The organism is Microbacterium paraoxydans (assembly GCF_900105335.1).
GTDB classification, from domain to species: Bacteria; Actinomycetota; Actinomycetes; order Actinomycetales; family Microbacteriaceae; genus Microbacterium; species Microbacterium paraoxydans.
Genome location: NZ_LT629770.1, coordinates 921,798 through 948,048 on the forward strand (window position 1 = coordinate 921,798; position 26,251 = coordinate 948,048).

The 26,251-nt window shown below is 70.7% G+C and carries 30 protein-coding genes and 1 tRNA gene; 14 read left to right on the forward strand and 17 right to left on the reverse strand.

Features of this window, described 5'->3' with window-relative positions; all coding sequences use genetic code 11:
- Window positions 1–65 precede the first annotated feature (65 nt).
- Complete coding sequence (locus BLU02_RS17740; protein WP_060923529.1) at window positions 66–1,367, forward strand: DUF2510 domain-containing protein; 1,302 nt, start codon at window positions 66–68, stop codon at window positions 1,365–1,367.
- 57 nt (window positions 1,368–1,424) lie between these two features.
- On the opposite strand, the gene prfB is transcribed toward BLU02_RS17740, so the two are convergent.
- The gene (gene prfB, locus BLU02_RS04625) at window positions 1,425–2,534 is read right to left on the reverse strand and encodes a peptide chain release factor 2 (protein ID WP_025105296.1); all 1,110 of its coding nucleotides are present in this window, start codon (window positions 2,532–2,534) and stop codon (window positions 1,425–1,427) included.
- 122 nt (window positions 2,535–2,656) lie between these two features.
- Between prfB and BLU02_RS04630 the strand changes: the two genes are divergently transcribed.
- Window positions 2,657–3,898 carry an MFS transporter gene (locus BLU02_RS04630; RefSeq protein ID WP_060923530.1) on the forward strand — a complete coding sequence of 414 codons (1,242 nt, stop codon included), beginning with the start codon at window positions 2,657–2,659 and terminating at the stop codon, window positions 3,896–3,898.
- 12 nt (window positions 3,899–3,910) lie between these two features.
- Here BLU02_RS04630 and BLU02_RS04635 read toward each other — a convergent pair whose 3' ends face one another.
- The 4 genes from BLU02_RS04635 to BLU02_RS04650 are packed head-to-tail and all read right to left on the reverse strand — an operon-like array spanning window position 3,911 to window position 5,354.
- Window positions 3,911–4,339, reverse strand: coding sequence for a pilus assembly protein TadG-related protein (locus BLU02_RS04635; RefSeq protein ID WP_231919640.1), 429 nt, complete (start codon window positions 4,337–4,339; stop codon window positions 3,911–3,913).
- 8 nt (window positions 4,340–4,347) lie between these two features.
- Window positions 4,348–4,782: a hypothetical protein gene (locus tag BLU02_RS04640; protein WP_060923093.1), complete on the reverse strand. Its 435-nt coding sequence runs from the start codon at window positions 4,780–4,782 to the stop codon at window positions 4,348–4,350.
- Complete coding sequence (locus tag BLU02_RS04645) at window positions 4,772–5,173, reverse strand: TadE/TadG family type IV pilus assembly protein (protein ID WP_060923092.1); 402 nt, start codon at window positions 5,171–5,173, stop codon at window positions 4,772–4,774. Before BLU02_RS04645 ends, BLU02_RS04640 begins: the two co-directional genes overlap by 11 nt.
- 1 nt (window position 5,174) lies before the next feature.
- The gene (locus BLU02_RS04650) at window positions 5,175–5,354 is read right to left on the reverse strand and encodes a hypothetical protein (protein WP_060923094.1); all 180 of its coding nucleotides are present in this window, start codon (window positions 5,352–5,354) and stop codon (window positions 5,175–5,177) included.
- A gap of 174 nt (window positions 5,355–5,528) precedes the next feature.
- Here BLU02_RS04650 and BLU02_RS04655 point away from each other — a divergent pair, with 174 nt between their 5' ends.
- From BLU02_RS04655 to BLU02_RS04665, 3 genes are read left to right on the forward strand one after another with little or no spacing between them, the layout of a single operon-like run.
- Window positions 5,529–6,491, forward strand: coding sequence for a CPBP family intramembrane glutamic endopeptidase (locus tag BLU02_RS04655; protein WP_060923091.1), 963 nt, complete (start codon window positions 5,529–5,531; stop codon window positions 6,489–6,491).
- Window positions 6,492–6,502: 11 nt separating this feature from the next.
- Complete coding sequence (locus BLU02_RS04660) at window positions 6,503–6,682, forward strand: hypothetical protein (RefSeq protein WP_060923090.1); 180 nt, start codon at window positions 6,503–6,505, stop codon at window positions 6,680–6,682.
- A gap of 10 nt (window positions 6,683–6,692) precedes the next feature.
- On the forward strand, window positions 6,693–6,965 hold the full coding sequence (locus tag BLU02_RS04665) for a hypothetical protein (RefSeq protein ID WP_144882538.1): 273 nt from the start codon (window positions 6,693–6,695) through the stop codon (window positions 6,963–6,965).
- A 24-nt stretch (window positions 6,966–6,989) separates the two neighbouring features.
- On the opposite strand, the gene BLU02_RS04670 is transcribed toward BLU02_RS04665, so the two are convergent.
- From BLU02_RS04670 to BLU02_RS04685, 4 genes are read right to left on the reverse strand one after another with little or no spacing between them, the layout of a single operon-like run.
- A complete protein-coding gene (locus BLU02_RS04670; protein ID WP_060923088.1) occupies window positions 6,990–7,286 on the reverse strand; it encodes a DUF7882 family protein in 297 nt (98 codons plus the stop codon).
- 40 nt (window positions 7,287–7,326) lie between these two features.
- Entirely contained in the window at window positions 7,327–8,265 is a 939-nt protein-coding gene (locus BLU02_RS04675) for a type II secretion system F family protein (RefSeq protein ID WP_060923087.1), read from the reverse strand.
- Window positions 8,262–9,119, reverse strand: coding sequence for a type II secretion system F family protein (locus BLU02_RS04680; RefSeq protein ID WP_060923086.1), 858 nt, complete (start codon window positions 9,117–9,119; stop codon window positions 8,262–8,264). Before BLU02_RS04680 ends, BLU02_RS04675 begins: the two co-directional genes overlap by 4 nt.
- Window positions 9,116–10,294: a TadA family conjugal transfer-associated ATPase gene (locus tag BLU02_RS04685; protein WP_060923085.1), complete on the reverse strand. Its 1,179-nt coding sequence runs from the start codon at window positions 10,292–10,294 to the stop codon at window positions 9,116–9,118. Before BLU02_RS04685 ends, BLU02_RS04680 begins: the two co-directional genes overlap by 4 nt.
- A 101-nt stretch (window positions 10,295–10,395) precedes the next feature.
- Here BLU02_RS04685 and BLU02_RS04690 point away from each other — a divergent pair, with 101 nt between their 5' ends.
- The 6 genes from BLU02_RS04690 (at window position 10,396) to BLU02_RS04715 (ending at window position 14,089) form a co-directional block, all read left to right on the forward strand.
- On the forward strand, window positions 10,396–10,788 hold the full coding sequence (locus BLU02_RS04690; RefSeq protein WP_060923084.1) for a hypothetical protein: 393 nt from the start codon (window positions 10,396–10,398) through the stop codon (window positions 10,786–10,788).
- A 94-nt stretch (window positions 10,789–10,882) separates the two neighbouring features.
- Window positions 10,883–11,680 carry a glycosyltransferase family A protein gene (locus tag BLU02_RS04695; RefSeq protein ID WP_060923083.1) on the forward strand — a complete coding sequence of 266 codons (798 nt, stop codon included), beginning with the start codon at window positions 10,883–10,885 and terminating at the stop codon, window positions 11,678–11,680.
- Entirely contained in the window at window positions 11,677–12,519 is an 843-nt protein-coding gene (locus BLU02_RS04700; protein WP_060923082.1) for an endonuclease/exonuclease/phosphatase family protein, read from the forward strand. The genes BLU02_RS04695 and BLU02_RS04700 overlap by 4 nt, the downstream gene beginning before the upstream one ends.
- Entirely contained in the window at window positions 12,516–13,097 is a 582-nt protein-coding gene (locus BLU02_RS04705; RefSeq protein WP_060923081.1) for a DUF2238 domain-containing protein, read from the forward strand. The genes BLU02_RS04700 and BLU02_RS04705 overlap by 4 nt, the downstream gene beginning before the upstream one ends.
- Before the next feature lie 67 nt (window positions 13,098–13,164).
- Window positions 13,165–13,246, forward strand: a tRNA-Leu gene (locus tag BLU02_RS04710).
- 78 nt (window positions 13,247–13,324) lie between these two features.
- On the forward strand, window positions 13,325–14,089 hold the full coding sequence (locus BLU02_RS04715) for a DedA family protein (RefSeq protein ID WP_060923080.1): 765 nt from the start codon (window positions 13,325–13,327) through the stop codon (window positions 14,087–14,089).
- A gap of 12 nt (window positions 14,090–14,101) precedes the next feature.
- Here BLU02_RS04715 and ku read toward each other — a convergent pair whose 3' ends face one another.
- Window positions 14,102–14,914 (reverse strand): non-homologous end joining protein Ku, encoded by an 813-nt coding sequence (gene ku / locus BLU02_RS04720; RefSeq protein WP_060923079.1) that lies wholly within the window; start codon window positions 14,912–14,914, stop codon window positions 14,102–14,104.
- A 57-nt stretch (window positions 14,915–14,971) separates the two neighbouring features.
- Here ku and ligD point away from each other — a divergent pair, with 57 nt between their 5' ends.
- Window positions 14,972–16,951 (forward strand): non-homologous end-joining DNA ligase, encoded by a 1,980-nt coding sequence (gene ligD, locus BLU02_RS04725; RefSeq protein WP_083370888.1) that lies wholly within the window; start codon window positions 14,972–14,974, stop codon window positions 16,949–16,951.
- Window positions 16,952–16,963: 12 nt separating this feature from the next.
- On the opposite strand, the gene BLU02_RS04730 is transcribed toward ligD, so the two are convergent.
- The 4 genes from BLU02_RS04730 to murI all read right to left on the reverse strand — a co-directional run bounded on the left by BLU02_RS04730 (window position 16,964) and on the right by murI (window position 20,188).
- On the reverse strand, window positions 16,964–17,884 hold the full coding sequence (locus BLU02_RS04730) for a cation diffusion facilitator family transporter (protein WP_060923535.1): 921 nt from the start codon (window positions 17,882–17,884) through the stop codon (window positions 16,964–16,966).
- Window positions 17,885–17,984: 100 nt separating this feature from the next.
- Window positions 17,985–18,578, reverse strand: coding sequence for an RdgB/HAM1 family non-canonical purine NTP pyrophosphatase (rdgB, locus tag BLU02_RS04735; protein ID WP_060923536.1), 594 nt, complete (start codon window positions 18,576–18,578; stop codon window positions 17,985–17,987).
- 2 nt (window positions 18,579–18,580) lie between these two features.
- The gene (gene rph, locus BLU02_RS04740) at window positions 18,581–19,318 is read right to left on the reverse strand and encodes a ribonuclease PH (protein ID WP_025105317.1); all 738 of its coding nucleotides are present in this window, start codon (window positions 19,316–19,318) and stop codon (window positions 18,581–18,583) included.
- Window positions 19,319–19,351: 33 nt separating this feature from the next.
- Window positions 19,352–20,188 carry a glutamate racemase gene (gene murI / locus BLU02_RS04745; RefSeq protein WP_060923537.1) on the reverse strand — a complete coding sequence of 279 codons (837 nt, stop codon included), beginning with the start codon at window positions 20,186–20,188 and terminating at the stop codon, window positions 19,352–19,354.
- Window positions 20,189–20,250: 62 nt separating this feature from the next.
- On the opposite strand from murI, the gene BLU02_RS04750 reads away from it, so the two are divergent.
- Window positions 20,251–21,576 carry a nicotinate phosphoribosyltransferase gene (locus tag BLU02_RS04750; protein ID WP_083370889.1) on the forward strand — a complete coding sequence of 442 codons (1,326 nt, stop codon included), beginning with the start codon at window positions 20,251–20,253 and terminating at the stop codon, window positions 21,574–21,576.
- A gap of 14 nt (window positions 21,577–21,590) precedes the next feature.
- On the opposite strand, the gene BLU02_RS04755 is transcribed toward BLU02_RS04750, so the two are convergent.
- Genes BLU02_RS04755 through BLU02_RS17745 form a run of 3 tightly spaced genes read right to left on the reverse strand, consistent with a single transcriptional unit; the run spans window position 21,591 to window position 25,305 of the window.
- The gene (locus BLU02_RS04755; protein WP_060923586.1) at window positions 21,591–21,857 is read right to left on the reverse strand and encodes a DUF3039 domain-containing protein; all 267 of its coding nucleotides are present in this window, start codon (window positions 21,855–21,857) and stop codon (window positions 21,591–21,593) included.
- A 41-nt stretch (window positions 21,858–21,898) separates the two neighbouring features.
- Window positions 21,899–23,464, reverse strand: a complete 1,566-nt coding sequence (locus tag BLU02_RS04760) for a hypothetical protein (RefSeq protein ID WP_060923587.1) — start codon at window positions 23,462–23,464, stop codon at window positions 21,899–21,901.
- Window positions 23,440–25,305 carry an ABC transporter ATP-binding protein gene (locus BLU02_RS17745; protein WP_231919641.1) on the reverse strand — a complete coding sequence of 622 codons (1,866 nt, stop codon included), beginning with the start codon at window positions 25,303–25,305 and terminating at the stop codon, window positions 23,440–23,442. The genes BLU02_RS04760 and BLU02_RS17745 overlap by 25 nt, the downstream gene beginning before the upstream one ends.
- Window positions 25,306–25,553: 248 nt before the next feature.
- Between BLU02_RS17745 and BLU02_RS04775 the strand changes: the two genes are divergently transcribed.
- A complete protein-coding gene (locus tag BLU02_RS04775; RefSeq protein ID WP_060923420.1) occupies window positions 25,554–26,246 on the forward strand; it encodes a phosphocholine cytidylyltransferase family protein in 693 nt (230 codons plus the stop codon).
- Window positions 26,247–26,251: the final 5 nt, after the last annotated feature.

Consider the following 26,251-nt stretch of genomic DNA (forward strand, 5'->3'; position numbering starts at 1 on the left):
GCTGCTATACATGGAGTGTCGATTCGCGTCCACCGCGCGCGAGCGCACACACGGAGGGGACCCCCATGACGACACCTGCCGGCTGGTACGACGACGGTTCCGGGCGCCTGCGCTGGTGGGACGGCCAGCAGTGGACGGAGCACTTCGCGCCGGAGACGACGGCGACGACCGACGACACCACCGCGACGGCGACCGACGACGGGGGCGCGGAGAGCACCCCCGCGGCGACCGACGACGGCGCTCCCCTGGGACAGGAGCCGACGGCGACGGCGGAGACCGTCGCTCCCGAGCCCGTCGCCGCTGAGCGCGAGATCGCTCCGGACGAGCCCGCGACCGAGTTCATCGTCGCGCCAGAGCCGGCACAGGACTGGACCGCACCGACCAGCGGCGCGCACGGCCTCCCCGGTGCGGCGCCGATGGTCCCGCCGGCCACTCCCGATCAGAACGCATACCAGGGCCAGGGCGGATACCCGACACCGGGCGCGTACCCGGGTGCACAGGGCGCGGGCGGATACCCGGGCCAGGCGCCGGGCGCTCAGGGAACGTATCCGGGGCAGGGCGCGTACCCCGGTCGGGGCGCGTACCCCGGTCAGGGGACGTACCGCGGTCAGGCGCCGGCTCCCGCGGCCCCGAAGAAGGTCTCGGTGCTCGGACTCGTCGGCCTCGGGCTCGCCGCGCTGGGCCTCCTCCTCGCGTTCATCCCCGTGACGCTGCCGTTCGCCTGGTTCCTCCTGGCGGCCGGATTCATCGTCTCGCTCATCTCCCTGTTCCTGAAGGGCACCAAGTGGCCGGGGATCACCGGGCTCGGGGTGTCGGTGCTCGGCGGTATCGTCGCCATAGTCGTGAGCATCTTCTTCGTGCTGGCCGTCGCGAACACCGTGCGTCCGGTCACGCTTCCCGACTACGACGAGGGCACGACTCAGAGCCCGGCGCCGGAGACCGACGACACAGGCGACGCGGGTACGGGTGAGGTCGCCGAGGGCACGCTGGGAGAGCCGGTCACCGTGCCGCAGCTCGAGGGCACGGCCGAGGTCACCATCCGTTCCGCCACGTTCGGCCCGACCAACGGCACGGACTTCGAGCCCGCGAACGGCGGATATCTGTTGATCGACGTCGCCTGGGAGACGCTCGACGGGACGACCTACGTCAACCCGCTCTACTTCTCCGTCGAGACCGCGGACGGCACCGAGGGTGACTACGACATCTTCGGCGAGGCGACGCTGGAGTCCAGCGAGCAGGACGCCGGTTCCACGGCGGAGGGCACGGTCTCGTTCGACGTCGCCGAGAGCTCGTCCTACGTGATCGTCATCACGGACGAGATGTTGCAGGAGGTCGCGCGCGTGACCGTCGAGCCGTCGGCTCGCTGACCCGTCCGCACCGCACGACGAAGGCCCCGGGATCTCCCGGGGCCTTCGTCGTAGGGGTCAGTCCTCGTCTTTGCGCTTGCGCCAGCGGATGCCCGCCGAGATGAAGTCGTCGAGATCGCCGTCGAACACGGCGGCGGGGTTGCCGGACTCCTGGCCCGTACGGAGGTCTTTCACGAGCTGCTGACCGTAGAGGAAGTAGGAGCGCATCTGATCGCCCCAGCTCGCGGTGATGTTGCCGGCGAGTTCCTTCTTCTTGGCGGCCTCCTGCTCCTTCTGCAGCAGGAGGAGGCGGTTCTGCAGCACCCGCATGGCCGCAGCGCGGTTCTGGATCTGCGACTTCTCGTTCTGCATCGACACGACGATGCCGGTCGGGAGGTGCGTGATGCGCACGGCGGAGTCGGTCGTGTTGACGGACTGCCCACCGGGGCCGGAGGAGCGGAACACGTCGACCCGGATGTCGCTCTCGGGGATGTCGACCTCGGTCGCCTCCTCCATGAGCGGGATGACCTCGACGGCGGCGAACGACGTCTGGCGCTTGTCCGCGGAGCCGAACGGGCTGATGCGGGCGAGGCGGTGCGTGCCGGCCTCGACGGAGATCGTGCCGAAGGCGTAGGGCGCGTCGATCTCGAAGGTCGCCGACTTGATGCCCGCGCCCTCCGCGTACGAGGTGTCCATGACCTTCACGGGGTACTTGTGACGCTCCGCCCAGCGCAGGTACATGCGCATGAGCATCTCGGCGAAGTCGGTGGCGTCGTCGCCGCCGGCGCCGGAGCGGATGGTGACGATGGCGCTGCGCTCGTCGTACTCGCCATCGAGCAGCGTCTGCACCTCGAGCTGGTTGATGAGGTCGGTGAGCGTCTGCAGCTCCTTGCGCGCCTCGATCGCCGACTCCTCGTCTCCCATCTCGTTCGCGAGGTCGACGAGGACCTCGAGGTCGTCGAGGCGCTGGGCGATGCCGGTGATGCGGGCGAGCTCCGACTGGCGGTGGCTCAGGGCACTGGTGACCTTCTGGGCGTTCTCGGTGTCGTCCCAGAGGTCGGGCGCGCCGGCCTCCTCGCTGAGACGCGCGATATCCTCGCGGAGACGGTTGACATCGACGACCTCGCTGATGTCGCCGAAGGTGTGCCTGAGCGCCTGGATTTCGGCGGAGAGATCTAGTTCGAGCATGACACCTCAGCCTAACGTGCCGCCCGCGCGCGCGGGGACGGGCATGTCCAGGGCCGTGCGCCGACGGGAGTAGCGTGAAGGGCGTGAGCAGTGCATCCACGGTCCTCCGCCAGTTCGGGCCGATGGTGTACTTGCCGACCGTCCTCTTCTCCCTCGGCGAGGGCGCGGTCATCCCGCTCATCCCGGTCATCGCCGCGTCCATGGGGGCCGACGTCGCCTTCGCGGCCCTCGTCGCCTCGGCGCTCGTGGTCGGTCAGCTGTGCGGCAACCTCCCGGCCGGGTGGGCCGTGGGCCGCATCGGCGAGCGGTTCACGATGGTGATCGCCGGCGTCATCGCCATCCTCGCTGCCGTCGGCATGGTGTTCGCGCCGTCGCTCGGGGTCCTCGCGGCATCGGTGTTCCTTCTCGGCCTGTGCGCCGCGGCGTTCGGGCTCGCCCGGCACGCGTTCATGACCACGCGGGTGCCGCTGGCGTTCCGCGCCCGCTCGCTCTCCCTGCTCGGCGGCAGCTTCCGTCTGGGCATCTTCATCGGCCCGTTCGTCTCCGCCGGTCTGCTGCAGCTCTTCGGTACCGAGGCCGCGGCGATCTGGTTCTTCCTCGCCTGCCTCGTGGTCATGGTCGTGCTCGTGCTCTTCGGACCGGATCCGGAGAAGACCGTCGCCCCGCTGCGGACGACCGATCGATTCGTGGAGGACAGCGGAGAGGCGGTGACCGGGTCGATCCCCATCGTCGAGCGGGCCGGGATCTTCCAGACCATGTGGCGGCAGCGCGGAGTGCTCGGTCGGCTCGGACTCGCTGCGGCCTCGCTGTCCGCGGTGCGGTCGGCACGGCAGGTCGTCCTCCCGCTGTGGGGGCTCTCCCTGGGCCTCGACGCATCGACCATCGCGCTCGTCGTCGGGGTCTCCGGCGCCATCGACTTCGCCCTGTTCTACGCCAGCGGCCAGGTGATGGACCGCTTCGGCCGGCTCTGGGCGGCGATGCCCGCGATGGTGCTGATGGGCGCCGGGTTCCTCGCCCTGTCGGTCACGCACGACCTCGACTCCGCGGTGCTCTGGTTCGGCATGTTCGCCGCGGTCCTCGGCGTCGGCAATGGTCTGTCGAGCGGCATCCTCCTCACTCTCGGCGCGGACGTCGCCCCGAAGCGCGACCCCGCCGCGTTCCTCGGGTCGTGGCGCACGCTGACCGATGCCGGCGGCGCGGTCGCTCCGCTCCTCGTCTCGGGCATCACCGCGGTCGCCTCCCTCTCGTTCGCGGCGGGAGCCATGGGCCTGATCGGACTCGTCGGCGCCGCGGGGTTCCTGCGCTGGATCCCGCGGTTCGTCCCCCGGACGCCCCCGCCCACGCCGGACCCGGCCGACGGCTGAGCGCCCGGTCGCTCAGCGCAGCGCCGTCCGGCTCGTGGCCGTCGCCTGCAACGGCACTCCGTCCGGCACGAACGGCGAGAGCAGCGGCGGGTGCCAGGTCGCTGCAACGGTGACGCGCGCGCTCACGCCGTCCGGGGTGCCCGCGTCGACGACGGTCGCCTTGAACCCCGCTCCGAGGACGAGCGGCGCCGCCTGCTCGGCCACCCCCGCGTCGGTGAGCGTCGCTCGGGGGCTGTCACCCTCCACCTGCAGCGTGAAGCCGTCCGCTCCGGCGAGCGCCGCCGCGTCCGCGAGCCCGTCCAGCCGCTTCTGGGCGATGTAGAGGTCGGTGGCGCAGACGCACACGAACAGCACCGCGAGCGCGAGGAGGAGGTAGCCGAGCACGAGCAGCAGTACGCTCCCGTCGTCGTCGCCCTCTCCGTGCTGCTTCAGGGCCGGCACGCGCCCCCTCATCCCCCGCCCCATCGCCGCGACACCTTCTGCACCGACACGGCTTCCACAGGGACGGACGTCGCCTGGTCGAGTCCGAGCACGCCCGGCACGAGCGGCAGCGACACGCGCGTCGAGACCGTGACGACCACCGTCGCTCCCGCCGCCGGACAGGCCGATGCCCGGGGGCGGCACGACACCGCGACGTCGACCGCACCGGGATCGATGCCGTACTCCGCGACGACCCCGTCCAGCACCTCCTCCCCTCGGTCGGCCGCCGCCGCGATGTCGGGTGCCGAGGCGACGGCACGTGCGGCCTGCCGCGCCGCGGCCTCGACGCCCAGCGTCTGCTCCTGCACCGAGCCCACGGCGATCACGAGGTACAGCAGCGGCACGAGCATGATCACGCCGACGGCGATGAACTCCAGCGAGCTCGACCCCGCGTCATCGCGCATCGAATGACTCCGCCGGTGCGTGGGCCTCCACCTGCAAGGCCGCCGGGACGCCGACCAGGCCGAACACCGGGAGCGTCGTCCGGATCCGGACCTCGACGGTCTCCTGTCCCGCTCGCCGCGCCGAGGTCACCGTGATGTCGTCTGCGTAGGAGGGGCCCACCGCGCGACGGATAACCTCACGCGCCCGCTCTTCCCCCTCCGCGGCTGTCGTGTCGGCGAGAGCCGCGTAGTACGCCCCCTCCACAGCGGCGTCGTGGACGACATTGCGCACGTAGATCGCGAACGCGAGCTGCAGCACCGCGAGGGTGAGTGCGGTGAGCAGGGTGCCGACGAGCACGAACTCCACCGGGTTCGACCCACGGTCGTCGGTCACCCCCGCAGGCGCGCGCATGTCAGAGCCCCGAGACCCGCTGGATGGCCTGCTCGAACAGGGAGGTGAGTGCGGGCCCGGCGACCGCCCAGATGAGTACGACGAGCCCCGCGGTCATCAGGGTGACGAGCACCCAACCGGGCACGTCTCCCCGTTCGTCGTCGTAGAAGGCACAGAGCATCGAGCGCGCACGAGAGATCATGCCGCCAGTGTGCATGGGAGACCTGCCACGGCGCGGACGTTATCCACAGGAGCTCGGTGTTCCGGGCATCGCCGGATCCTCCCGACGGTTCATCCGGGTGAGAACGATGGACGCCGCGTCGACACCGTTGCTACGTTCGACGAACTAAGCCCCCTTGCGACGTGACAGGACCCCATGACCTCCACGAGTTCCCCCGCACGAGCCTCCCTTCACGAGTCCCCCTTCATCGCGGACGCGCGGTCAGGTGCCAGGGTCACGAGCTGGTGGCTGGCGATCATCCTCTTCCTCGCGCTCTGGATCGTCCAGATCGGCCTGCTCGCGGCTCTCACGATCGCGGCCCCCGTTCCTGCGGGCTCCGTCGCGTCGCAGTTCCAGGAGGCGTTCGCCAACCTCGTCGTCATCGGCCTCGTCTTCGCCTGGGTCGGCCTCTATGAGCGGCGACACGTGCGCACTCTCGGCTTCCGGCAACCCGGGCGCGGCGTGCTCGCTCTCCTGCTCGGCGTCGTCGTCGGGCTCGTCTTGATCTCCGTACCCATACTGTTCCTTCTGCTGACGGGCCAGTACGAGGCGGTCGCCGGCCCCGCGGGCGGCACCTCCGGGTTTCCCGCCCTACCTCTGATCCTGGCTCTCGCCGTCACCGTGATCGTCCAGGGCGGCAACGAGGAAGTCGTGACACGCGGGTTCCTCCTCCAGAGCGTGGGGCAACGATTCCCGACGTGGCTCGCAGTCCTCGTCCCCTCGCTGCTGTTCACGGTGGTGCATGGCGTCGGCGGCCATCCGGTGGCCTTCGCCACCATCTTCCTGTACGCGATCTTCGCCACCTTCGTCACACTCTGGCAGCGGTCGCTGTGGCTCATCTGCGGTATTCATGCCGGCTGGAACTTCGGCATGGGCAACGTCTACGGCATCCCGGTGAGCGGGTTGGACCCGCACTCCACGTCGCTCCTGTTCTTCGCCCCTTCCGATTCCTCGGCACCGTTGCTCACCGGTGGCGATTTCGGGACCGAGGGTGGGCTTCCCGCCGCCTTCACCATGCTGGCGGCGGCCGCCGTCGCGTTCGTGTGCTGGCGACGTTCCGCGCGGGAGCACCGTCAAGGAGGTCCGCGGGTCTCCCCGGAGCCGACCCGGGCGCAATAGGCTCCTGCCTCATGGAACCCAACCCTCTGCTGCCGTCGATTCCGGTGCTGATCGCGATCGTCGGCGGCGTGGTGATCCTCGTCTCCGTCATCGTCATCGTCGTCGGTGCCCGGAGAGCGAAGCGGCGGGGTTCTGTACCCCCGTCGCGCGAATCGCACAACCCCGGGTCCGGACACCACGACGAGGGATAGCCTGTCACGCATGCGCCCCGGACCTGACGATGAGATGCGGGCGCGGGTCGAGATCGACGGGCTCACCTATCCCCTGCCTCGCGGCACGGATGTCGTCGCCCTCCGGGAGCGGATCGAAGCCGCCGCGCGCGCCGAGCCCACATTCGTCTCGTTCGCCACGTCGGACGGCCTCGCGAGCGTCCTCGTCCACCCGACGTCGCGGGTGTTCCTCTTCCAGGTCAAGGCGTCGAACGACGGGAGCCTTGCTGCAGACCTCGGGGGGCTGCCGGACTGGGACGTCTGAGCGCCGCGGGAAGCCGCCGCAGCGTCAGGAGGTGAACTCGTCGATGACGAGCTCACCTCGGGCGTTCAGCCGCTCCATCATGTGGCTGACCCGAGCCGGGTCGATCGCCGGCGTCGGCTCGGCATCGAACTCGAGGACCAGCGGGATGGCCGGGTGCATCCACGCCGAGAGCCGGCCCGGGCTCTTCTTCCCCGAGGGCCACGTCATCATGAAGCTCTCCTGGCGACGGAGCTTGGTGGAGATCACGATCTTCAGATGCGCCAGCAGGGTGTCCTCGACGTCGATCGGCGGACGAGAGCTGTTGTACTCAAGACTTCCCATAGTCAAAAGGTAAGCCCCCGGGGCGCCCTCGGCCGACCACTCACCCGATGCCGAGGCGCAGGATGAACAGACCAGGGTAGATCGCGAACACGACGGACAGCGGCAGGATGAGGAACACCAGCGGCAGGAGCATGAAGATCTCCTTCCGTCCGGCCTGCTCGATGAGCGTGCGCTTGGCCTCCTCCCTCGTGTCGTCGGCCTGCGCGCGCAGGACGGCGGCGAGCGGCGCTCCATGTTCGAGCGCGGCGACGATCTGGTCCACGGCCCGCGTGAGCCCCGGCAGCTCCAGCCGCGCTGCCATCGCCGTCAGTGCGTCCGCCAGCGGCGACCCCGTCCCGACCTCCAGTACCGCGCGGCGCAGCTCGACCGTGAGCTCCCCTGACCCCACACCGGCCACGCGCTTCACGGCATCGAGGAACCCCTCGCCCGCCGAGAGACAGAGCGCCAGGAACTCCAGCGTCGTCGGCAGCTCCTCGGTCAGACGCACCTTTCGCGCACGCACCCGCGCCGACAGCCGCATGTCGTACCCCACACCGGCCGCCGCTCCCGCGAGGAGCGGGATCGACCCGACCGGAAGCGACCACCGACCGATCACGACGAGAACGATGACGGCGAGCGCTCCGGCAGCGATTCCGCCCACGATCACCGCGAGCTGACGACCGCGGAAGGCGACGGGATCGAATGCCGACCCCGCCTGAGCGAGCCGCCGTCGGAGAGCTTCCGTCCCGCCGAGCAGACGGTCGAGCGTCTTCGCACCGCGCGCACCGAGGCGGAACCCTCCGGCAGGCAGGGTGCCGGGCCGGGTGAAGGCGTCGCGCGGCAACACCTCGTCGTCCACGACGTCCCGCACGTACGGCGCGATCCGCGACGCGAGCGACGCCGCCCGCCACCGTGGGAGGCCCGCCAGAAGCGAGAGGACACCCGTGGCGAATCCCCCGCCGAGCAGCACGGCCACGGCGAGCGCGGAGAGCCCGCTCACCCGAACCACCGACGCGGCTCGGGCAGCCGACCGATCCGGATCATGAGGCGGAATGCCACGACGGACACGACCGCGCCCACGACGATCACGACGATCCCTTCCGGCGTGCCATAGGCCTTGGCCCCCTCCGGGCGCAGGATCAGGAGGGTGAGGATCACCCACGGCGCCACGGCTCCGAGGACGGCCGCTCCGCGGATCCACGACTGCCGCGCCTCGACCTCGCCACGCAGCGCCGCGTCGGCACGCACGGACGAGGAGAGCGCCCGCAGCACGCCGATGAGCTCGGTGCCACCGACCTGCCGCGCCATCCGCAGGGTCTCGATGATCCGGTCGCCGAGTGGATCGGCGAGGACGGCCTTTAGCCGGTCCAGACTGGAGTCGAACCGTCCGCTGCTCCGCAGGTCTCGGGCGAACACCTCGAACGCGGGCCGGAGCGGCGGTGGAGCCGATTCCGCGAGGGTGGCCACCGCATCGGGAAGCGACAGGCCGACGCGGATCGCGGCGATCAGCAGGTCGCAGACGTCGGGCCAGAGCTGGCGCCGCAGACGCCGCAGCCGCAGACGTCGGCCACGCAGGTAGGCGATCGGCGCCGCGCCCCCGGCCAGCCCGGCGAGAATCGCGAGCGCGGCGCTTCCCGTGACGAGCCAGGCGAGGGAGGCGGCGCCGAGCGCGGCACCGGCGATGCCGATCACGAGAGAGCGGGTCTGCACCGCCGGGAACCCCGCCTCGCCCGCGAGACGAGCCAGACGACCGCGATGCGGAGCAGTCGCGGAGCGCTCCCCGGCCGGCCACAGCCACGGTGCCAGGATCAGGAGCACGCCGGCCGCGAGCGTCGCGCCGAGGAGGATCGTCATGCGAGAACCCCCGTCCCGACCGGTGCCGATCGGCCGCGGGGGCGCGCGGCTCCGAAGACCGGCGTGCTGAGCACCCGCCCCTGGATCACCTCACCCGTCAAGGCGACGATCTCCTCGACGTATCGACGCCCGGCCGCATCGCGCGCGCAGTGCACGACGAGATCGACGGACGACGCGAGCGCCGGAGCGACGAAGTCGCGGTCGATGTTCCGGCCGGCGAGGAGGGGCAGCAGGCACAGCTTGTCGAGCGCCTCCGCGGCGGAGTTGGCGTGCACCGTGCAGGCCCCGGGCACGCCCGTGTTCAGCGCGAGCACGAGGTCAAGGGCCTCCGCGTCGCGCACCTCCCCCACCACGAGCCGGTCCGGTCGCATTCGCAAGGCCTCCTTCACCAATCGCCTCAGCGTGATCTCGCCGGTGCCCTCGAGGCTCGGCTGACGCCCCTGCAGCGCGACCACATCCGGGCCGTCCACCGCGAGCTCGAAAGTCTCCTCCACCGTGATGATCCGCTGGTCCGCCGCGCAGGCGGCGAGCAGCGCCCCGAGCATCGTCGTCTTCCCCGCGTGGGTCGCCCCCGACACGATCACGGACGCGCCCGTCCGCATCGCCTCACCGAGAGCCCGCGCGGCCTCGGGGGTCAGCGCGCCCTGCATCACGAGCGCATCGAGCGAGCGGTACCCGGGAAGGAACTTGCGGATGTTGACCGCCCACGACCCGCGCACGACATCGGCGATCGCGACATGCAGCCGCGAGCCGTCCGGCAGCGAGGCATCGACGAAGGGCTGCCCGATGTCCACGCGCCGTCCCGTCGCCTGCAGCATCCTCTCAACCAGGTCCCGCACCGTCGCCTCGTCCAACCACAGCGCCGTCCGCTCCGCCACCCCACCCCGCGCCGTGTGCACGGCCCCGTCGCCGTTGACCCACACCTCCTCGATGCCGGGGTCGTCGAGCAGCGGCTGCAGAGCACCGAAGCCGCTCACCGCCGCCAGCACGTCCCGCACGCACGCCGCCTCGTCCTCGACCAGCACGCCGCCCCGCGCGAGCGCCCGATCATCGTGACGCCGCACCTCCGCCCGGGCGACCTCCCGCGCCCGCTCCGGGTCGGTCGCCGGATCCACCCCCTCGGACCGCAGCCGACGCCGCACAAGGTCGGCGATGATCGACGCGGGCTGCTCCATCCCTGCATCCTCGCAACGATCCGCTCCCGGCCCGCGGAGTTATCCACACCCCGTGCGCGGCCTCCGAACGGGAACGCTCTGGCACCGGGTAGCGTGCAGGCATGAAGCGGTTCACTGTCTCGTGCGGCCTCCTCGGGGTTCTCCTCCTGTCCGGCTGCACCAGTGGCGCCGATCTCCTGCAGTGCCAGAGTGTGGCCGCCGTCGACACGGAGCTCGAGGCCTTCTTCGCCCAGGACACGGTCGGCGGCACGCCGAGCCCGGAGCAGACCGAGCGCCTGAAGGAGCTCGCGGACGAGTACGCCGATCTCGACGTCGACGGCGAGGTGCAGGAGGCTGCGACCGCAGTGAGCGACGATCTGCGCGCGCTCCACGACTACCGCGTCGGCGTCCAGAACGGCGACGACGCGGACCCCGACCGCGAACAGGAACTCCGCCGGACCGCGATCGATACGTTCGTCGAGGGGCAGGCCGTCTGCATCCAAGGCTCCTCCTGACGCCTCCGTATCGACCCGCCCGCCCCGGTGTCAACCGGTACGTCCCCCGTCGTCGCGCTCCCTAGGCTGAGGAGCAGACCTGCGAGGAGACGACGTGCACCGCGCCACACCAGCCGCCCCCGAACCGACCCTGAGCGTGGTCATCCCGGTCAAGGACGACGCGACGGAACTGCAGCGGTGTCTTCGCGCCCTCGCCCGACAGACGCTTCCGCCGGACGAGATCATCGTCGTGGACAACGCCTCGACCGATGAGTCGGCCGCCGTGGCCGTCCGGCACGGTGCACGGGTCGTGCGGTGCGACACCCCGGGCATACCCGCGGCGAGCGCGACCGGGTACGACGCGGCGACGGGCGACGTGATCCTGCGACTCGACGCGGACGGCGTGCCGGGGCCGCGGTGGATCGAGACGATGGCGACCGCGTGTACGCGGGATCCGCGGGTCGGCGCCTGGACCGGCGGTGCGCATTTCGTCGACGGCCCCCGGTTCCTGCGGCGGCCCCTCGCGGTGGCCTACCTGTTGTCCTACGTCATCGTGTGCGGCTCCGCCCTGGGCCACGCGCCGCTGTTCGGGTCGAATCTCGCCCTCCGCCGCTCGGCCTGGTTTGCGGTCCGAGACCGCGTGCACCGCGACGACGCCGACCTCCACGACGACCTCGACCTCGCCTTCCACGTCGGCGAGCGCCACCGCATCCGCTGGCTCGTGCACACCGACATGGGCATCTCCATGCGCCCGTTCGGCAGCGGCCGCTCGTTCGCGCGCCGGGCCTGGATCGGCGCCCGCACCGTCCTCGTGCACTGGCCGGAGGACTTCCCGCCCGTGCGCTGGGTGCGGCTCACCCTGCGCCGGGTACTGCACCGGCTCGGCGTCCCCGCGCCCGGAGCCCGCCGATGACCGCCCCGCTCCTCGGAACAGCGTCTGCCACCGAGCTGCACGTCATGACCCTCAACATCCGCCGCGATCTCGGCGCGCTCGCCTGGCCACCCGCCGACCGCTGGTCGGTTCGACGTCCCCGGCTCACCGCGCTCCTGCGCACGGAGCGGCCGGACGTCCTCGGTGTGCAGGAAGCCCTCCCTGAGCAGGCTGCCGCCGTCTCCGCCGCGCTCGGCCCGTCGTTCCGCCGTATCGGCCACGGCCGCCTCCCGGGACCCCGCGGCGAGGGCTGTCCGCTCTTCTACGACGCCGACCGGCTGGAGCTGCGCACCTGGCGACAGGTCGCGCTCTCCCGCACCCCCGATCGCCCCGGTTCGCGCTCCTGGTCGAGTGTCGTGCCGCGGGTGGCGGTGGAGGCGTCCTTCCGCGATCACCGCACGGGGGCCACGGTCACCGTGCTCAACACCCACCTCGACGCGTTCTCACCCTGGGCGCGGCTCCGCCAGGCGCAGGCAGTGCACGACGTCGCTGCCGCAGCGTTGACACCCGTCATCCTCCTCGGCGACTTCAACGCCGCCGCGGGCTCGGCACCGTGGCGTGCCCTGGAGACCGACGACGTCCTCCGCGATTCGTGGACGGCCGCTGTGACCCGCCGCACACCCGCCTGGAGCACGTTCGCCGGCTACCGGTCGCCGCGCCGCGGACGCCGCATCGACGGCGTCCTCGCCTCCCCCGCGCTACCCGTGCGCCGGGTGGGCATCGACGCCCGCCAGTATGGAGGGGGCTGGCCGTCCGATCATCTCCCCGTGCACGCCCTGTTCGATCTCGCCCCCGCCGTCGCACCCGAGGAGCCCGCATGAAGGAGGACTTCCTCCGCCCACCGCAGTCCGTGGCGGAGTACGGCGCCGACGCCGTCCGCGTGATCGGCATCCTCAGCGTCCTCGTCGCGGCGATCTGGTCCACCCCGACCGACGCCGGCATCCTCGCGCTCGCCCTCCCCGCCCTCATGCTCCCCCGTGTCCTCGGGATGCGCGGCGGCATCGACCTCGCGATCGGCCTGATCGTACTCATCGCCGCCGCGAGCAACGTGTTCGACGTGTACCGCACGCTCACCGGGTGGGACCTCGTCGTGCACTTCGTCTGCACAGGCGCCCTCGCCGCCACCGGCTACCTCGTGCTCTCCCGCCTCGGCATCGTCACCGCGCAGGAGTCGCCGGCGTTCCGCCCCCGCATCCCGATCATCCTCTGCACCGTGATCGGGCTCGCTGCCAGCGCCGTGTGGGAGATGATCGAGTGGGCGGGACGCACCTTCGTCACCGACGAGATCTTCGTCACCTACGAGGACACGATCGGCGACATGGCGATGGGCGGCCTCGGTGCGCTCGCGGCGGGAATCCTCGTCGCCGTCGTCCGGCTGGAGCGTCATCGCCCCGCGTGACGGCGCGGAACTGCGGGACGATCCCCAGGGTCGAACAGCGCGCGGGTCAGTAGACTGAAGCCACCGCGCGGGAGTGGTGGAATTGGCAGACACGCAGGATTTAGGTTCCTGTGCCCCAGGGCGTGTGGGTTCAAGTCCCACCTTCCGCACGACGGGTGCTTCGGCGCCCGCATCGCTCCACCGCCGACACCTCACGACCGACGGGAATCCCGCCAGTGCTCGAAAGCATGCTGCACGCCCCCACCGCGCTCATCCCGTGGCTCGATCCGCAGACGATCATCGGGGCGGCGGGTCCGTGGGCGCTCCTCGTGGTCTGCTTCATCATCTTCGCCGAGACCGGTCTGCTGGTCGGCTTCCTCCTGCCCGGTGACACGCTGCTCATCATCGCGGGCCTGCTGACCCACACGAGCAACGTCTTCGGCGTGAACATCTGGGTCGTCTCGCTGCTCATCGCGCTCTCGGCGTTCATCGGCGGCGAGGTCGGCTACGTCATCGGACACAAGGGCGGTCCCGCGGTGTTCGAACGCAAGGAATCCGGCCTGTTCAGCAAGAAGAACGTCGAGCGCACCAACGCGTTCTTCGAGCGCTTCGGCGGCCTCACCGTGATCCTGGCCCGCTTCGTGCCGATCGTGCGCACGTTCGCTCCGGTCGCGGCCGGGGTGGGCCACATGCCGTGGCGGCGCTACTCGCTCTACAACTTCATCGGAGCGATGATCTGGGGCTTCGGGCTCACGATGGTCGGGTACCTCATCGCCTACATCCCCTGGATCCGGCACCTCGTCGTCGAGTACATCGACATCATCCTGCTCATCGCCGTCGGCGGTACGGCGATCGTCACCCTGTGGCACTACCTCACCGAGCGTCACAAGGCGAAGAAGGCCGCGGCCGCGGGCGAAGACGTCGTGACCGACCATGCGGAGGCGGAGGAGCTCGTCCTCGACGCCGACGTGTTCGACCGGGCCCCCGACCTCGACGGCGACGGAAAGCACTGACCTCGTCGCGGATCAGCCCGCGTTCTTCGAGCGCTTCTCCTTGGAGCGGGCCACGCTCGCGCGCAGCGCCTCCATCAGGTCGATGACCTCGCCGCCGTCGGCCGCCTTCTCGGCGTCGCCACCGAACGTCTCGGCCACATCGAAGGTCTCGCCGGCCTCGATCTTCGCGTCGATGAGGGTGCGGAGCTCCTTCTGGTACTCGTCGACGAACTCCTCGGGATCGAAGTCGGCCGAGTAGCTGTCCACGAGGGAGGACGACAGCTCCAGCTCCTTCTTCGAGATCCGCACGTCCTCGTCGAGGGACGGGAACTCCGCCTCCCGGACCTCGTCCGACCACAGCAGCGTCTGGAGCACGAGCACCTTGCCCCGCACACGCAGCGCGGCGAGCCGGGTCTTCTGGCGCAGCGTGAACCGCACGATCGCGGTGCGATCGGTCTGCTCCAGGGTCTTGCGCAGCAGCACGTACGCCTTGGGCGACTTCGAGTCGGGCTCCAGGTAGTACGGCTTGTCGAGGGTGAGCGGATCGACCTGGTCGGAGGGCACGAACTCCACGACGTCGATCTCGCGGCTCTTCTCCGCCGGCAGCGCGGCGAGGTCGTCCTTGGTGAGCACGACCGTCTGGCCGTCGTCGACGTAGGCGCGGTCGATGTCAGAGTACGCGACCGTCTCGCCGCACACCTCGCACGTCCGCTGGTAGCGGATGCGGCCGCCGTCCTTGTCGTGCACCTGATGCAGCGGCACGTCGTGATCCTCGGTCGCGGAGTACACCTTGACCGGCACGTTCACCAGCCCGAACGTCAGGGCGCCCTTCCAGATCGTCCTCATCACACCAGTAGACACCAGCCCCACCCGTCACGACCACCCCTTGACTACGCTGGCTCCATGGTGGGAGAGGCGCAGGTCGTACAGGTCGACGGCCGACGACTGCGCGTGACCAACCTAGACAAGGTCGTCTATCCGGAGACGGGCACGACCAAGGGCGAGGTCATCGCCTACTACACCGCCATCGCGCCCCTGCTCCTGCCACTCCTCGACGGCCGCCCGGTCACCCGCAAGCGCTGGGTCGAGGGCGTCGGCACCGCCGCGGCTCCCGAGGACTCCTTCTTCACGAAGCAGCTCGAGCCCGGGGCTCCGGACTGGATCCCGCGGCAGGACATCCAGCACTCCGACGGCCCCAAGGCGTATCCGCTGGTGGAGGACGTGCCCACATTGGTCTGGCTCGCGCAGGTCGCGGCGATCGAGCTGCACGTGCCGCAGTGGCGGTTCACCCCGGAGGGTCTGCCCGGTCGCCCCGACCGTCTCGTGCTCGACCTGGACCCCGGACCCGGCGCCGACCTCGCGCAGTGCGCCGAGGTCGCCCGGATCGCCAGGACGCTCCTCACCGGCATGGGCCTCGACCCCCTGCCCGTGACGAGCGGCAGCAAGGGCATCCATCTCTACGCGTCCCTGCCCGGCGAGCAGACCAGCGCCGAGGTCTCCGCCGTCGTCAAAGAGCTGGCGCGCATCATCGAGAACGACCACCCGGACCTCGCGACGAGCGTCATGTCCAAGGCCGTGCGCGGAGGCAAGGTGTTCCTCGACTGGAGCCAGAACAACGGCAAGAAGACGACGATCTCCCCGTACTCCCTGCGGGGGCGCGCCCGCCCCGGCGTCGCGGCGCCGCGCACGTGGGAGGAGCTCGACGACCCGGGGCTCGCACACCTCGAGCTGGACGACGTGCTCGCACGCGCGGCTGCCGGATTCGACCCCCTCTCGTCGCTCCGCCCCGACGCTCCGGCACTGGCCGCGAACGCGCCCGCCTCGACCCCGGCTCCCGCGATCCGGGCGGCGGCCGTCGCCCCCGCCCGCCGCGGACGGCCGCTCGCCGCACCCGCACCGTCCCCCGCCGCGACCACCCTCCCCTCCCTCTCCCCGATGCTCGCCGAGAACGGCACCCCCGCGATCGCTCGAAACCTCAGCACCCCGTCCTGGGTGGAGGTGAAGTGGGACGGCATCCGTGCGATCGGCACCTGGCGCGACGGGCACATGTCGCTGCACGCCCGTCGCGGCACCGACATCACCGCGCGCTATCCCGAGCTGACGGCCGACGGCGCCCCGTTCCTCCCGGTCGACGAGGCGATCGTCGACGGGGAGATCGTCGCCTTCGACAGCGCAGCCCGGCCGAGCTTCTCCCTGCTGCAGAATCGCATGCACCTCACCCGGCCCCGGGAGATCGAGCGCGAGGTGGTGCGCACACCGGTCGTGTACATGCTGTTCGACCTGCTCCGCCTCGACGGGCATGATCTCACCGGGATGCCGCTCCGCGAGCGCCGCACGCTCCTGGACGACATCGTGGCGGGGGTCGACGCGCCCATCCAGGTCCCACCCGTCTTCGACGACGTGGACGCGGCGCTGGCCGCGAGCGAGGAGTTCGGGCTGGAAGGCGTCGTCGTCAAGGATCCGGCGTCACGGTATCGCGCCGGCCAGCGCTCGCCCTCCTGGCTCAAGCTCAAGAACACCCGCATGCAGGAGGCGGTGATCGTCGGCATCCGCCCGGGGAAGGGCGAGCGGGAGGGCACTCTCGGCTCTCTCCTCCTCGCGGTCCCGGAGGGCGGCGACCTCCGCTACATCGGCCGCGTGGGCACCGGATTCACCGACCGGATCCTCCGCGACCTCCTCGCCCGCCTGGAGCCGCTGCGGGTGCCGCGCGCACCGCTCGACGGCGTCCCCCGACCCGATGCCTCCGACGCCCTGTGGGTGCGTCCAGAACTCGTGGGCGAGGTGGAGTTCGCGAACTGGACGCCGGACGGCATCCTCCGTCACGCCCGCTGGCGTGGTCTGCGTCCCGACAAGACCGTCGACGAGATCACCGTCGAGGCGTGACGCACACGCCGCTCAGGCGTGGTGCGGTTCGCAGTCGCTCTGCTCGGCCGGCTCGATCTGGAACGTGGAGTGCGCGACGTCGAAGTGGTCCGCGAGGCACGCCTGCATCTCCGAGAGCAGCGCCGCCGAGCGGCCGTCCGCCAGCAGATCCGGCCGGACGCTGACGTGGGCGGTGAAGACCGGAGCACCGCGGGTGAGCTGCCACACGTGCACGTCATGGACCCCGACGACGCCGTCGTAGCCGAGCAGGTGGGTGCGGATCTCGCCGACCGCCATGCCCTTCGGCGCCGACTCGGCGAGCACGGAGAACACCTCCTTGAGGAGGACGAACGCCCGCGGGATGATCATCGCCGCGATGAACAGCGAGGCGAGGGCGTCGGCCGGCATCCAGCCCGTCACGAGGATCACGCCCGCCGCGATGATGACCATGAGCGAGCCGAGAAGGTCGCCCATCACTTCGAGGTAGGCGCCCCGCACGTTCAGGTTCGTGCGCTGGGCACGGCTGAGCAGCCACATCGACACCGCGTTCGCGAGCAGGCCGACGACCGCGACGACGAGCATGAGCCCACCGGCGACCTCGATCTCGGAGGGGTTCAGCAGCCGCTGCACCCCCTGCACGGCGACGACCGTGGCGAGGGCGATGAGGATGACCGCGTTGATGAGCGCGCCGAAGACCTCCGCGCGCTGATAACCGAACGTCCGCCGGTCGTCCGCAGGACGCGCCGCCACGGTCGCGGCGATGAGGGCGATCACGAGCGCCGAGGCGTCCGTGAACATGTGCGCGGCGTCCGCGAGCAGCGCCAACGAGCCGGTGAGAAGAGCTCCGACGACCTGCACGATCATCACGGTGGCGGTGAGGGTCAGGGAGATCGCGAGCAGGCGGCGGCTGCTCGCCGAACGGAGACCGCCGGGCGCGGGGGCGTGATCGTGCATGCCCCCAGGCTAGCCCGGGGGCGGGTGCCAAGAGGCCGTTCCTGGCTAGTCGGGAACAGTAACGATTCTCACCGTCAGCAGGGGTTCTTCTCTCCGACGCTCAGAGCGCGGCGAGCAGCGGCACGAGCGCCGTGAAGGCGCGGGCGCGATGCGACTGCGACTGCTTCTCCTCCGCCGTGAACTCCCCCACGGTGCGCTCCGCGCCGTCCGGCTGACCGTCCGGGATGAAGATCGGGTCGTAGCCGAAACCGCCGCTCCCGGAGGCTTCGTGGGCGAGGCGTCCGGGCCAGATCCCCTCCACGACGTGCTCGCGACCGTCCGGGAGGACGAGCGCGATGGTCGACGTGAAGTGCGCGGCGCGGTGCGGGTCGGCGATGTCGCGCAGCTGGTCGAGCAGCAGCTCCAGGTTCGCCGTGGCGTCCTTCTTCTGCCCTGCCCAGTACGCCGACAACACCCCGGGTGAACCGCCGAGCACGTCCACGCAGATGCCGGAGTCGTCGGCGAGCGCCGCAAGGCCGGTGTGCGCGGCAGCCGCACGCGCCTTGAGGAGCGCGTTCTCGGCGAACGTCACGCCGTCCTCGACCGGCTCGGGACCGTCGTAGCCGACGACCTCCAGGTCGGGCCGCGTCTGCTGCACGATCTGCTGGAACTCCGCCACCTTGTGCGGGTTGTGGGTCGCGAGGACGACGCGCATGCTCAGGCTCCCGCCAGGGCGGCGAGCTGCCGGTCCTTCAGCTCCGCGCAGCCGGCGACGCCGAGGTCGAGGAGCGCGTCGAGCTCGCGCTTGTCGAACGGCGCCCCCTCGGCCGTGCCCTGCACCTCGACGAACAGGCCGCGGCCGGTCACCACGACGTTCATGTCGGTCTCGGCCCGCACGTCCTCGACGTAGGCGAGGTCGAGCATCGGCTCCCCGTCGACGATGCCGACCGACACCGCGGAGACGGAGTCGAGCAGCGGCGTCGAGTTCTTGCCGATGAACTTCTTGTCCCGCCCCCACTCGATCGCGTCGGCCAGGGCGACGTAGGCGCCGGTGATCGCCGCCGTGCGGGTGCCACCGTCAGCCTGGAGGACGTCGCAGTCGATGACGATGGTGTTCTCGCCCAGCGCCTTGGTGTCGACGACGGCGCGGAGAGCGCGTCCGATGAGCCGGGAGATCTCGTGCGTCCGGCCGCCGATGCGCCCCTTCACGCTCTCCCGGTCGTTGCGGCTGTTCGTCGCGCGCGGGAGCATCGCGTACTCCGCCGTGACCCAGCCTTTGCCCTTGCCGGTGAGCCAGCGCGGCACACCGTTCGTGAACGAGGCGGTGCACAGCACCTTCGTCCCGCCGAAGCTGATGAGAGCCGAGCCCTCGGCCTGCGCGCTCCAGCCGCGCTCGATGGTGATCTCGCGGAGCTGCGAGGTGGAACGCCCGTCGGCGCGGACGATGTCGGTCATGTGCTTCTCTCGGTCGGGGATGGAGCGACGGGCTCAGCGCGCGTCGAGGGCGGAATCGGGAAGCGTGATGACGCCGGTCTGGACGAGCTGCACGTCGCGCACCTCGCGGCCCATGAGCCGGTTCGCGAGCGCCGTGAAGTCATCGGCGGAGTCGCCCGTGGCCTCGTAGACATAGGTCGCGGTGGCGTCGGGCGGCGCCAGCAGATCGCCGCGCACGAGCTGGCGGTACACGTCGCCCGCGGTCTCGTCGTCGCTGGAGACCAGAGTCACGCCCTCCCCCATGACGTAGCTGATGGCACCACGGAGGAACGGGTAGTGCGTGCAGCCGAGGACGAGCGTGTCCACGTCGGCCTCCCGCAGCGGCGCGAGGTACTCCTCGGCCACGGCGAGCACCTCGGGAGTTCCGGTCACCCCGGCCTCGACGAACTCGACGAACCGGGGGCAGGCCGCCGTGAACACCTGCAGGCGCTCGTTCACCTCGAGCATGTCCTGGTACGCCCGGGAGCCGATGGTGCCGACCGTACCGATCACACCGACCCGTCCGTTCCTCGTCGTGGACACCGCGCGTCGCACGGCCGGACCGATCACCTCGACGACGGGCACGTCGTAGCGCTCGCGCGCATCGCGCAGCATGGCCGCGGACGCCGTGTTGCAGGCGATCACGAGCATCTTCACGCCCTGGTCCACGAGCGTGTCGAGCACTTCGAGCGCGTAGCGGCGCACGTCGGCGATGGGCTTGGGGCCGTACGGCGAGTGGGCGGTGTCGCCGATGTAGACGAACGATTCGCGGGGCAGCTGGGCCCGGATGGCCCTGGCCACCGTGAGCCCGCCGACACCGGAGTCGAAGATCCCGATGGGCGCGTCGTTCATGACTCCCCAGCCTACCCGCGTGCGCGGCGCCTCGTGCATCCTGGCCTCACTAAGCTGAGCGCATGACCACGTCGACGGCGCTGCTCACCGACCGTTACGAGCTCACGATGCTCGCCGCCTCGCTCCGGGACGGCACCGCCTCCCGTCCGAGTGTCTTCGAGCTGTTCTCCCGTCGGCTGTCCGGCGGACGTCGCTTCGGCGTCGTGGCCGGCACCGGGCGATTGCTCGAGCTGCTGCGCGATTTCCGCTTCGGTGACGACGAGTTGCGCTTCCTCCGCGACGAGCGCGTCGTCGACGCCGAGACCCTCGCCTACCTCGAGCGCTACCGCTTCACCGGGACCATCCGCGGATACCGTGAGGGTGAGCTCTACTTCCCCGGGTCGCCCATCCTCACGGTGGAGGGCTCGTTCGCGGACGCGGTGGTCCTGGAGACCTTGGCGCTGAGTGTGCTCAACCACGACTCCGCCGTCGCCACGGCCGCCGCGCGCATGAGCATCGCCGCCGGAGAGCGGCCCCTCGCCGAGATGGGCTCCCGCCGCGCCGCGGAGCGCTCGGCGGTCGCTGCCGCGCGAGCCGCCTACATCGCCGGCTTCGGCGCCACGAGCAACCTCGAGGCCGGGCGCGCCTGGGGCATCCCGACCATGGGCACTGCCGCCCATTCCTGGACGCTGCTGCACGACAGCGAGGAGGACGCCTTCCGCGCGCAGGTCGAGAGCATGGGCGTGGACACCACGCTCCTCGTGGACACCTACGACATCCGCACCGGCGTCGAGACCGCGATCCGCGTGGCCGGGACCGGGCTGGGCGGCGTCCGCATCGACTCCGGCGACCTCCCGATCGTCGCCGCGGAGGTCCGCGCACAACTCGACGAGCTCGGCGCCACCGATACCCGCATCACGGTCACCAGCGACCTGGACGAATACGCGATCGCAGCCCTCGCCGCCTCCCCCGTGGACGCCTACGGGGTCGGCACCTCGGTCGTCACCGGCTCCGGGTATCCGACCGCGAGCATGGTCTACAAGCTCGTCGCCCGGCAGGACGCCGACGGGGCGTGGATCGGCGTCGCCAAGGCCTCGGCCGACAAGGCGTCTTTCGGCGGGCGCAAGGCGGCGTTCCGCACCCTCGACGACGGCGTCGCCGCAGCAGAGACGGTCGTCGTCTCCGACGGCTTCGAAGCGCTGGACACGCCTGCCGAGCACCCGGACGGACGCCCGCTCCAGGTCACCCTCGTCGAGGGCGGCGAGATCGACACCGCAGCCGAGGGCGCGGCGGGGACGGCTGCCGCCCGCGCGCATCACCTGCGTGTGCGCGAAGAGCTGCCGGTGCGGGCGCTCGCACTCAGCAAGTCGGATCCGGCGATCCCGACGGTCTACGTCGAGGCGGACTGACGCGCGGTCGGCGGTCAGCCGACCATCGACTCGTAGATCTCCTTGCAGGTCGGGCAGATCGGGAACTTCTCCGGATCACGACCGGGCGTCCATTTCTTGCCGCAGAGCGCGCGGACGGGCTTGCCCGTGATCGCCGACTCGAGGATCTTGTCCTTCTTGACGTAGTGCGAGAAGCGCTCGTGGTCGCCCGGTTCGATGTTCTCCTCGCGGAGGAGCTCTTCCAGTTCGCGATCAAGCGTTGCCACGCCGCCCTGATCGGGGCTGTCCAGCGGAGTACTCATCCCGTGATTCTAGCCGCGTCCGAGCCTCGGCGGGGCGGGTCTCAGGCCGTCTCGACGAACTCCATCAGACGCTCGCCGCTGTGCTCGAAGATGCGTCCGCCGATCACGGCTCCTCCGATGAACGCGGCCGCCCCGGTGACGATGCCGACCCAGAACGTCGCAGGCGCGAATCCGGGATCGGCGACGATGCTCGCGCCGAACAGCCACATGGTCGGCACGCTCAGGAGGATCGCACCGAGGAATGCCGCCGCCGGGCCGTAGATCCCCCTGGAGGTCGGTCGCTGCGGCTGCTGGAACGGGCTGTCCCCGGGGCGGGAGACCGCGTACGGCGCCACCACCGACACCACGCTGGAGATCCCGAGGGCGCTGAACAGCAGGCTCGCTCCGACACCGACGAGCGGCAGGAGCAGGCTCCACCGACCGGCGAGGAGCAGCGAGAGCGGCACCGCGATCGCCAGCACGGGGACGGCGACGAGCAGCACGGGCACGAGGCGCCCGAGACGGTCGGGAAGACCGCGGACGCCGCTCGCGACGTGGGTCCACAGGGCCGTGGAATCGTAGGCGACGTCGTTGTGGGGCAGCCAGCCGAAGAACAGGGCCATGACGGGCACGGGGACGAGCGCGGCGATCTCGACCGGCACGCCCGCGACGATCAGTGGGAACACGGTCAGCACGCCCGCCACGGGCACCACGATGATGTTCATGATGTACCGACGGTCGCGGAGCCAGTACACGAGGCTTCGCGAGGCGATGGCGCCGAAGGCGTTCGAGGGCAGCAGGGCGAACCAGCCGAGTCCGGTGCGCTCGCGTGCCGCCACCGGACGCTCCGTCGTCGTCAGCAGGCGGCGCACGAACCAGGTCCAGGCGAGCCACAGCAACGCCAGGGTGGCCACGGCGATCAGTCCGCTGACCCAGGCCACAGCCGTCTCACCGGCGGCCGCCGCGAACATCGCCGCCGGCGACGCGGCGAGCGGGGTGAACCCGATCACCGAGGTCAGGGTCGCCAACGATGCCGGAACCTCGCCATCCCAGCGGAGCGAGCCGAGGAACACCGCGACAGGGAAGGCGATGACGATCAAGGCGAGGGCGAACAGCGCGGTCAGCTCGCGGGATCGACGCTCCGGCAGCAGCAGCGCGTTGAGCGCCATCCCGACCCGGGAGAGGAGGATCGTCGACAGCAGCCCCGTCAGCGCCAGGAGGACGGCCGGCACCCACGGCGCACCGGCGCGGACGGCGACGATCGTCACGCTGACGTAGACCGCGAGGAGCGCGAGACTCGGCACGCTGACCAGTGAGGCGATCGCAAGGACTCCGGGCATCTTCCGCTCGTCGACGCCGAACACCGCGAAACGCCGGGGATCGAGCTGATCGACGGCCCCCACGAGCAGGGGTCCCACGAGGAAGCCGAGCAGGACGGCCGCACCGCCGAGCACTGTCACCGCCTGGGAGACCGGAACGGGCGCGTCGCCGAGACTGAACACCGCCACGCAGACGACCACCGTGACCGCGATCACCGCGCCGAAGGAGAGCAGGGTGCGCACCCGGTGTTCCCCGCGCAGGGCGCCCAGGAGGAGCGCGAACCTCAGTCGGAGAACGTGTGCAGCCACTCGAGCCCCTCCACCTCGCCGCTGGAGCCAGCGAGCTCCACGAATCGGGACTCGAGCGTCTGGCCCGCGCGTACCTCGTCGATCGTGCCCTCGGCGAGCACCTCGCCGTTGACGATGATGGCCACCCGGGAGCACACGCGCTCGACGAGGTCCATTCCGTGGCTCGACAGGATCACGGTGCCGCCGTGCGAGACGTAGGCGCGCAGGATGTCGAGGATCACGGCGGAAGAGACCGGGTCGACGGACTCGAACGGCTCGTCGAGCACCAGGACGCGCGGCGAGTGGATCATCGCGCCCGCGAGCATGATCTTCTTGGTCATACCCGCCGAATAGTCGGACACCACCCGGTTCAGGGCGTCGCCGAGATCGAACGCCCGGGCGAGGTCGCCGGTGCGCTTCTCGATGACGTCGGCGGCGAGGCCGCGGAGCAGCCCGTAGTAATACAGCAGCTGCCGGCCGGTGAGGCGGTCGAACGTGCGCAGGCGGTCCGGCAGGACGCCCATCACGCGCTTCGCCGCGAGCGGCTCGCTCGCCTGGTCGATGCCGCAGATGAGGACACTGCCCTCGTCCGCACGCAGGAGGCCGGCGACGATCGACAGGGTCGTCGTCTTGCCGGCACCGTTGGGGCCGACGATGCCATAGAACGAGGCGGCGGGCACGGTGAGATCGATGCCGTCGACAGCGCGGTTCTCGCCGAACTGCTTCACGAGACCGCGGATCCGGATGGCTTCGGTGGCGGGCTCCGCCGCCTCCTCCTCGTCGACCTCGGCCGGCGGCTCCTCGGCGATCACGGCTTCGACCACTTCGACGACCTCGACGTCCGCGACGCGGCTTTCCTCGAGCGCGGGCTCCTTCGTCACCGGCAGAGCGGTGTCCGACACCTCGACCGCGGGCTCCGCGGCGGACTCCTCGATGGCGGCCGCGTCCTCGACGCGCGTCGCCGACTCGGAGGCGCCGTCGTCCGACGCCACCACCGCGGCGGACTCCTCGGGCTGCGTCTCCGCAGCGGCCAGTGCTTCCGAGGCCTGTGCGTCCGCAGCCGCGGCTTCCGCCGCCTGCGCCTCCGCGGCCTCGGCTTCCGCGGCCTTCGCGGCAGCCGCCTTGGCCGCAGCCGCCTTCGCCGCAGCGGTCTTGGCGGCGGTGGTCTTGGCCGTCGTCCTGGCCGCCGATGCCTTCGCGGCGGCCGTCTTCGCCGCGGCGGCCTTGGCCGCAGCCGTCTTGGCAGCCGTCGTCTTGGCGGCAGCAGTGCTCGGCTTCGTGGTCGTCGCGGACGGGCGCTTCGGGCTCGTGGTCCGCGCGGCGGTGTTCTTCACCGCGGCCGCTCGGGCGGCCGACGCGGTGCGAGCGGCCGCGGGATCCACACTCGCTGCGGGCGTGGGCTCGACCACGACCTCGGAGGTGGGGGCCGCCTTCTCGGCTGCGGCCTTGGTCGGTGCGGGCCGCGCAGCGGTCGGCTTCTTCACCGCGGGAGTCTTCGCCGCGGGCCTCTTCGCCGCGGGAGTCTTCGCCGTGGCCGCCTTCGTCGCCGTCGAGGACTTCGCTGCGGTGGACTTCGCCGGAGCGGCCTTCGCGCCCGCGGCCTTCGCCGCCGTGGTCTTCTGGCTCGTGGACTTCGTGCCGGCAGTCTTCGCCGACGTGGACTTCGCAGTGGTGGTCTTCGAGGCTGCGGTCTTCGCCGCCGCCGCCTTCGTCGCGGAGGACTTCGCTCCGGTCGCTTTCTTCGCGCCGGCGGAGGACGAGGCAGTTTTCTTGGCGGCCGGTTTCCGAGCGGGCGCGGAGGCCTCGGTCGGAGTCTCGGCTCCCTCTGCCTGGGGGGTGGGGTTATCAGGGGAGGAAGTCACCGTCCTACGGTATCAACGGGTAGCTGAGAGCCAAGGCCCCACGCGACATTCCGACATCAGAACCCCTTCTCCGCGGAATTTGCAAGGGGGTTGTCGTGCCTGTGCGTTGCGTGTGTACTCGGTCACGAAATGGCAACGGGGCCTGCCTGGCCCCGGGGTTCCCAGGGGGAATCGCTAGCATGATTCCCGGCACGACGAAGTGTCTGGTCGGTGAACCGACCGTGAACACAACTTCCTTAGGAGTATTCGTGACTCTTCAGACCGTCATCCTCGCAGCCGGAATGGGCTCCCGCCTCGGCCGTGCGCTGCCCAAGCCGCTCACCGAGCTCAACGACGGCCGCACGATCATGGGCCAGCAGCACGACAACATCCGGGCCGCTTTCGGATCCGACGCGCGCATCACGACGGTCGTGGGCTACCGCGCGGAGACCATCATCGAGGCCTTCCCCTCCGTGAACTACGTCCACAACGACCGCTACGACGAGACCAACACCTCGAAGAGCCTGCTGCGCGCCCTGAGCGCCACCGGCAAGAGCGGCGTGCTGTGGATGAACGGCGACGTCGTCTTCGACCCGATGATCCTCGGTCGCGCCGCCGCGTACATCGAGCGTGACCAGTCGTTCGTCACCGTCAACACCGCCAAGGTCAGCGACGAAGAGGTGAAGTACACCGTCACCGCGGAAGGCTTCATCAAGGAGCTGTCGAAGTCCGTCAAGGGCGGTCTCGGCGAGGCCGTCGGCATCAACTACATCTCCTCCGGCTTCAAGAAGGCGTTCATGCGCCAGCTGCAGCGGGTTGAGGATCAGGACTACTTCGAGCGGGGTCTCGAGCTGGCGATCGCCGAGGACGGCCTGCTGCTCGAGCCGATGGATGTCTCCGACCTGTACGCGGTCGAAGTCGACTTCGCGGAAGACCTGGAGCGCGCGAACCTCTTCGTGTGACGATC

What these genes read in the sequence shown, in the direction of transcription:
- BLU02_RS17740 (WP_060923529.1), top strand. Translation starts at nt 66, where the DNA reads ATGACGACACCTGCCGGCTGGTACGACGACGGTTCCGGGCGCCTGCGC.
- prfB (WP_025105296.1), bottom strand. Translation starts at nt 2,534, where the DNA reads ATGCTCGAACTAGATCTCTCCGCCGAAATCCAGGCGCTCAGGCACACC.
- BLU02_RS04630 (WP_060923530.1), top strand. Translation starts at nt 2,657, where the DNA reads ATGGTGTACTTGCCGACCGTCCTCTTCTCCCTCGGCGAGGGCGCGGTC.
- BLU02_RS04640 (WP_060923093.1), bottom strand. Translation starts at nt 4,782, where the DNA reads ATGCGCGATGACGCGGGGTCGAGCTCGCTGGAGTTCATCGCCGTCGGC.
- BLU02_RS04645 (WP_060923092.1), bottom strand. Translation starts at nt 5,173, where the DNA reads ATGCGCGCGCCTGCGGGGGTGACCGACGACCGTGGGTCGAACCCGGTG.
- BLU02_RS04650 (WP_060923094.1), bottom strand. Translation starts at nt 5,354, where the DNA reads ATGATCTCTCGTGCGCGCTCGATGCTCTGTGCCTTCTACGACGACGAA.
- BLU02_RS04655 (WP_060923091.1), top strand. Translation starts at nt 5,529, where the DNA reads ATGACCTCCACGAGTTCCCCCGCACGAGCCTCCCTTCACGAGTCCCCC.
- BLU02_RS04660 (WP_060923090.1), top strand. Translation starts at nt 6,503, where the DNA reads ATGGAACCCAACCCTCTGCTGCCGTCGATTCCGGTGCTGATCGCGATC.
- BLU02_RS04665 (WP_144882538.1), top strand. Translation starts at nt 6,693, where the DNA reads ATGCGCCCCGGACCTGACGATGAGATGCGGGCGCGGGTCGAGATCGAC.
- BLU02_RS04670 (WP_060923088.1), bottom strand. Translation starts at nt 7,286, where the DNA reads ATGGGAAGTCTTGAGTACAACAGCTCTCGTCCGCCGATCGACGTCGAG.
- BLU02_RS04680 (WP_060923086.1), bottom strand. Translation starts at nt 9,119, where the DNA reads ATGACGATCCTCCTCGGCGCGACGCTCGCGGCCGGCGTGCTCCTGATC.
- BLU02_RS04685 (WP_060923085.1), bottom strand. Translation starts at nt 10,294, where the DNA reads ATGGAGCAGCCCGCGTCGATCATCGCCGACCTTGTGCGGCGTCGGCTG.
- BLU02_RS04690 (WP_060923084.1), top strand. Translation starts at nt 10,396, where the DNA reads ATGAAGCGGTTCACTGTCTCGTGCGGCCTCCTCGGGGTTCTCCTCCTG.
- BLU02_RS04700 (WP_060923082.1), top strand. Translation starts at nt 11,677, where the DNA reads ATGACCGCCCCGCTCCTCGGAACAGCGTCTGCCACCGAGCTGCACGTC.
- BLU02_RS04705 (WP_060923081.1), top strand. Translation starts at nt 12,516, where the DNA reads ATGAAGGAGGACTTCCTCCGCCCACCGCAGTCCGTGGCGGAGTACGGC.
- BLU02_RS04715 (WP_060923080.1), top strand. Translation starts at nt 13,325, where the DNA reads ATGCTGCACGCCCCCACCGCGCTCATCCCGTGGCTCGATCCGCAGACG.
- ku (WP_060923079.1), bottom strand. Translation starts at nt 14,914, where the DNA reads ATGAGGACGATCTGGAAGGGCGCCCTGACGTTCGGGCTGGTGAACGTG.
- ligD (WP_083370888.1), top strand. Translation starts at nt 14,972, where the DNA reads ATGGTGGGAGAGGCGCAGGTCGTACAGGTCGACGGCCGACGACTGCGC.
- BLU02_RS04730 (WP_060923535.1), bottom strand. Translation starts at nt 17,884, where the DNA reads ATGCACGATCACGCCCCCGCGCCCGGCGGTCTCCGTTCGGCGAGCAGC.
- rdgB (WP_060923536.1), bottom strand. Translation starts at nt 18,578, where the DNA reads ATGCGCGTCGTCCTCGCGACCCACAACCCGCACAAGGTGGCGGAGTTC.
- rph (WP_025105317.1), bottom strand. Translation starts at nt 19,318, where the DNA reads ATGACCGACATCGTCCGCGCCGACGGGCGTTCCACCTCGCAGCTCCGC.
- murI (WP_060923537.1), bottom strand. Translation starts at nt 20,188, where the DNA reads ATGAACGACGCGCCCATCGGGATCTTCGACTCCGGTGTCGGCGGGCTC.
- BLU02_RS04750 (WP_083370889.1), top strand. Translation starts at nt 20,251, where the DNA reads ATGACCACGTCGACGGCGCTGCTCACCGACCGTTACGAGCTCACGATG.
- BLU02_RS04755 (WP_060923586.1), bottom strand. Translation starts at nt 21,857, where the DNA reads ATGAGTACTCCGCTGGACAGCCCCGATCAGGGCGGCGTGGCAACGCTT.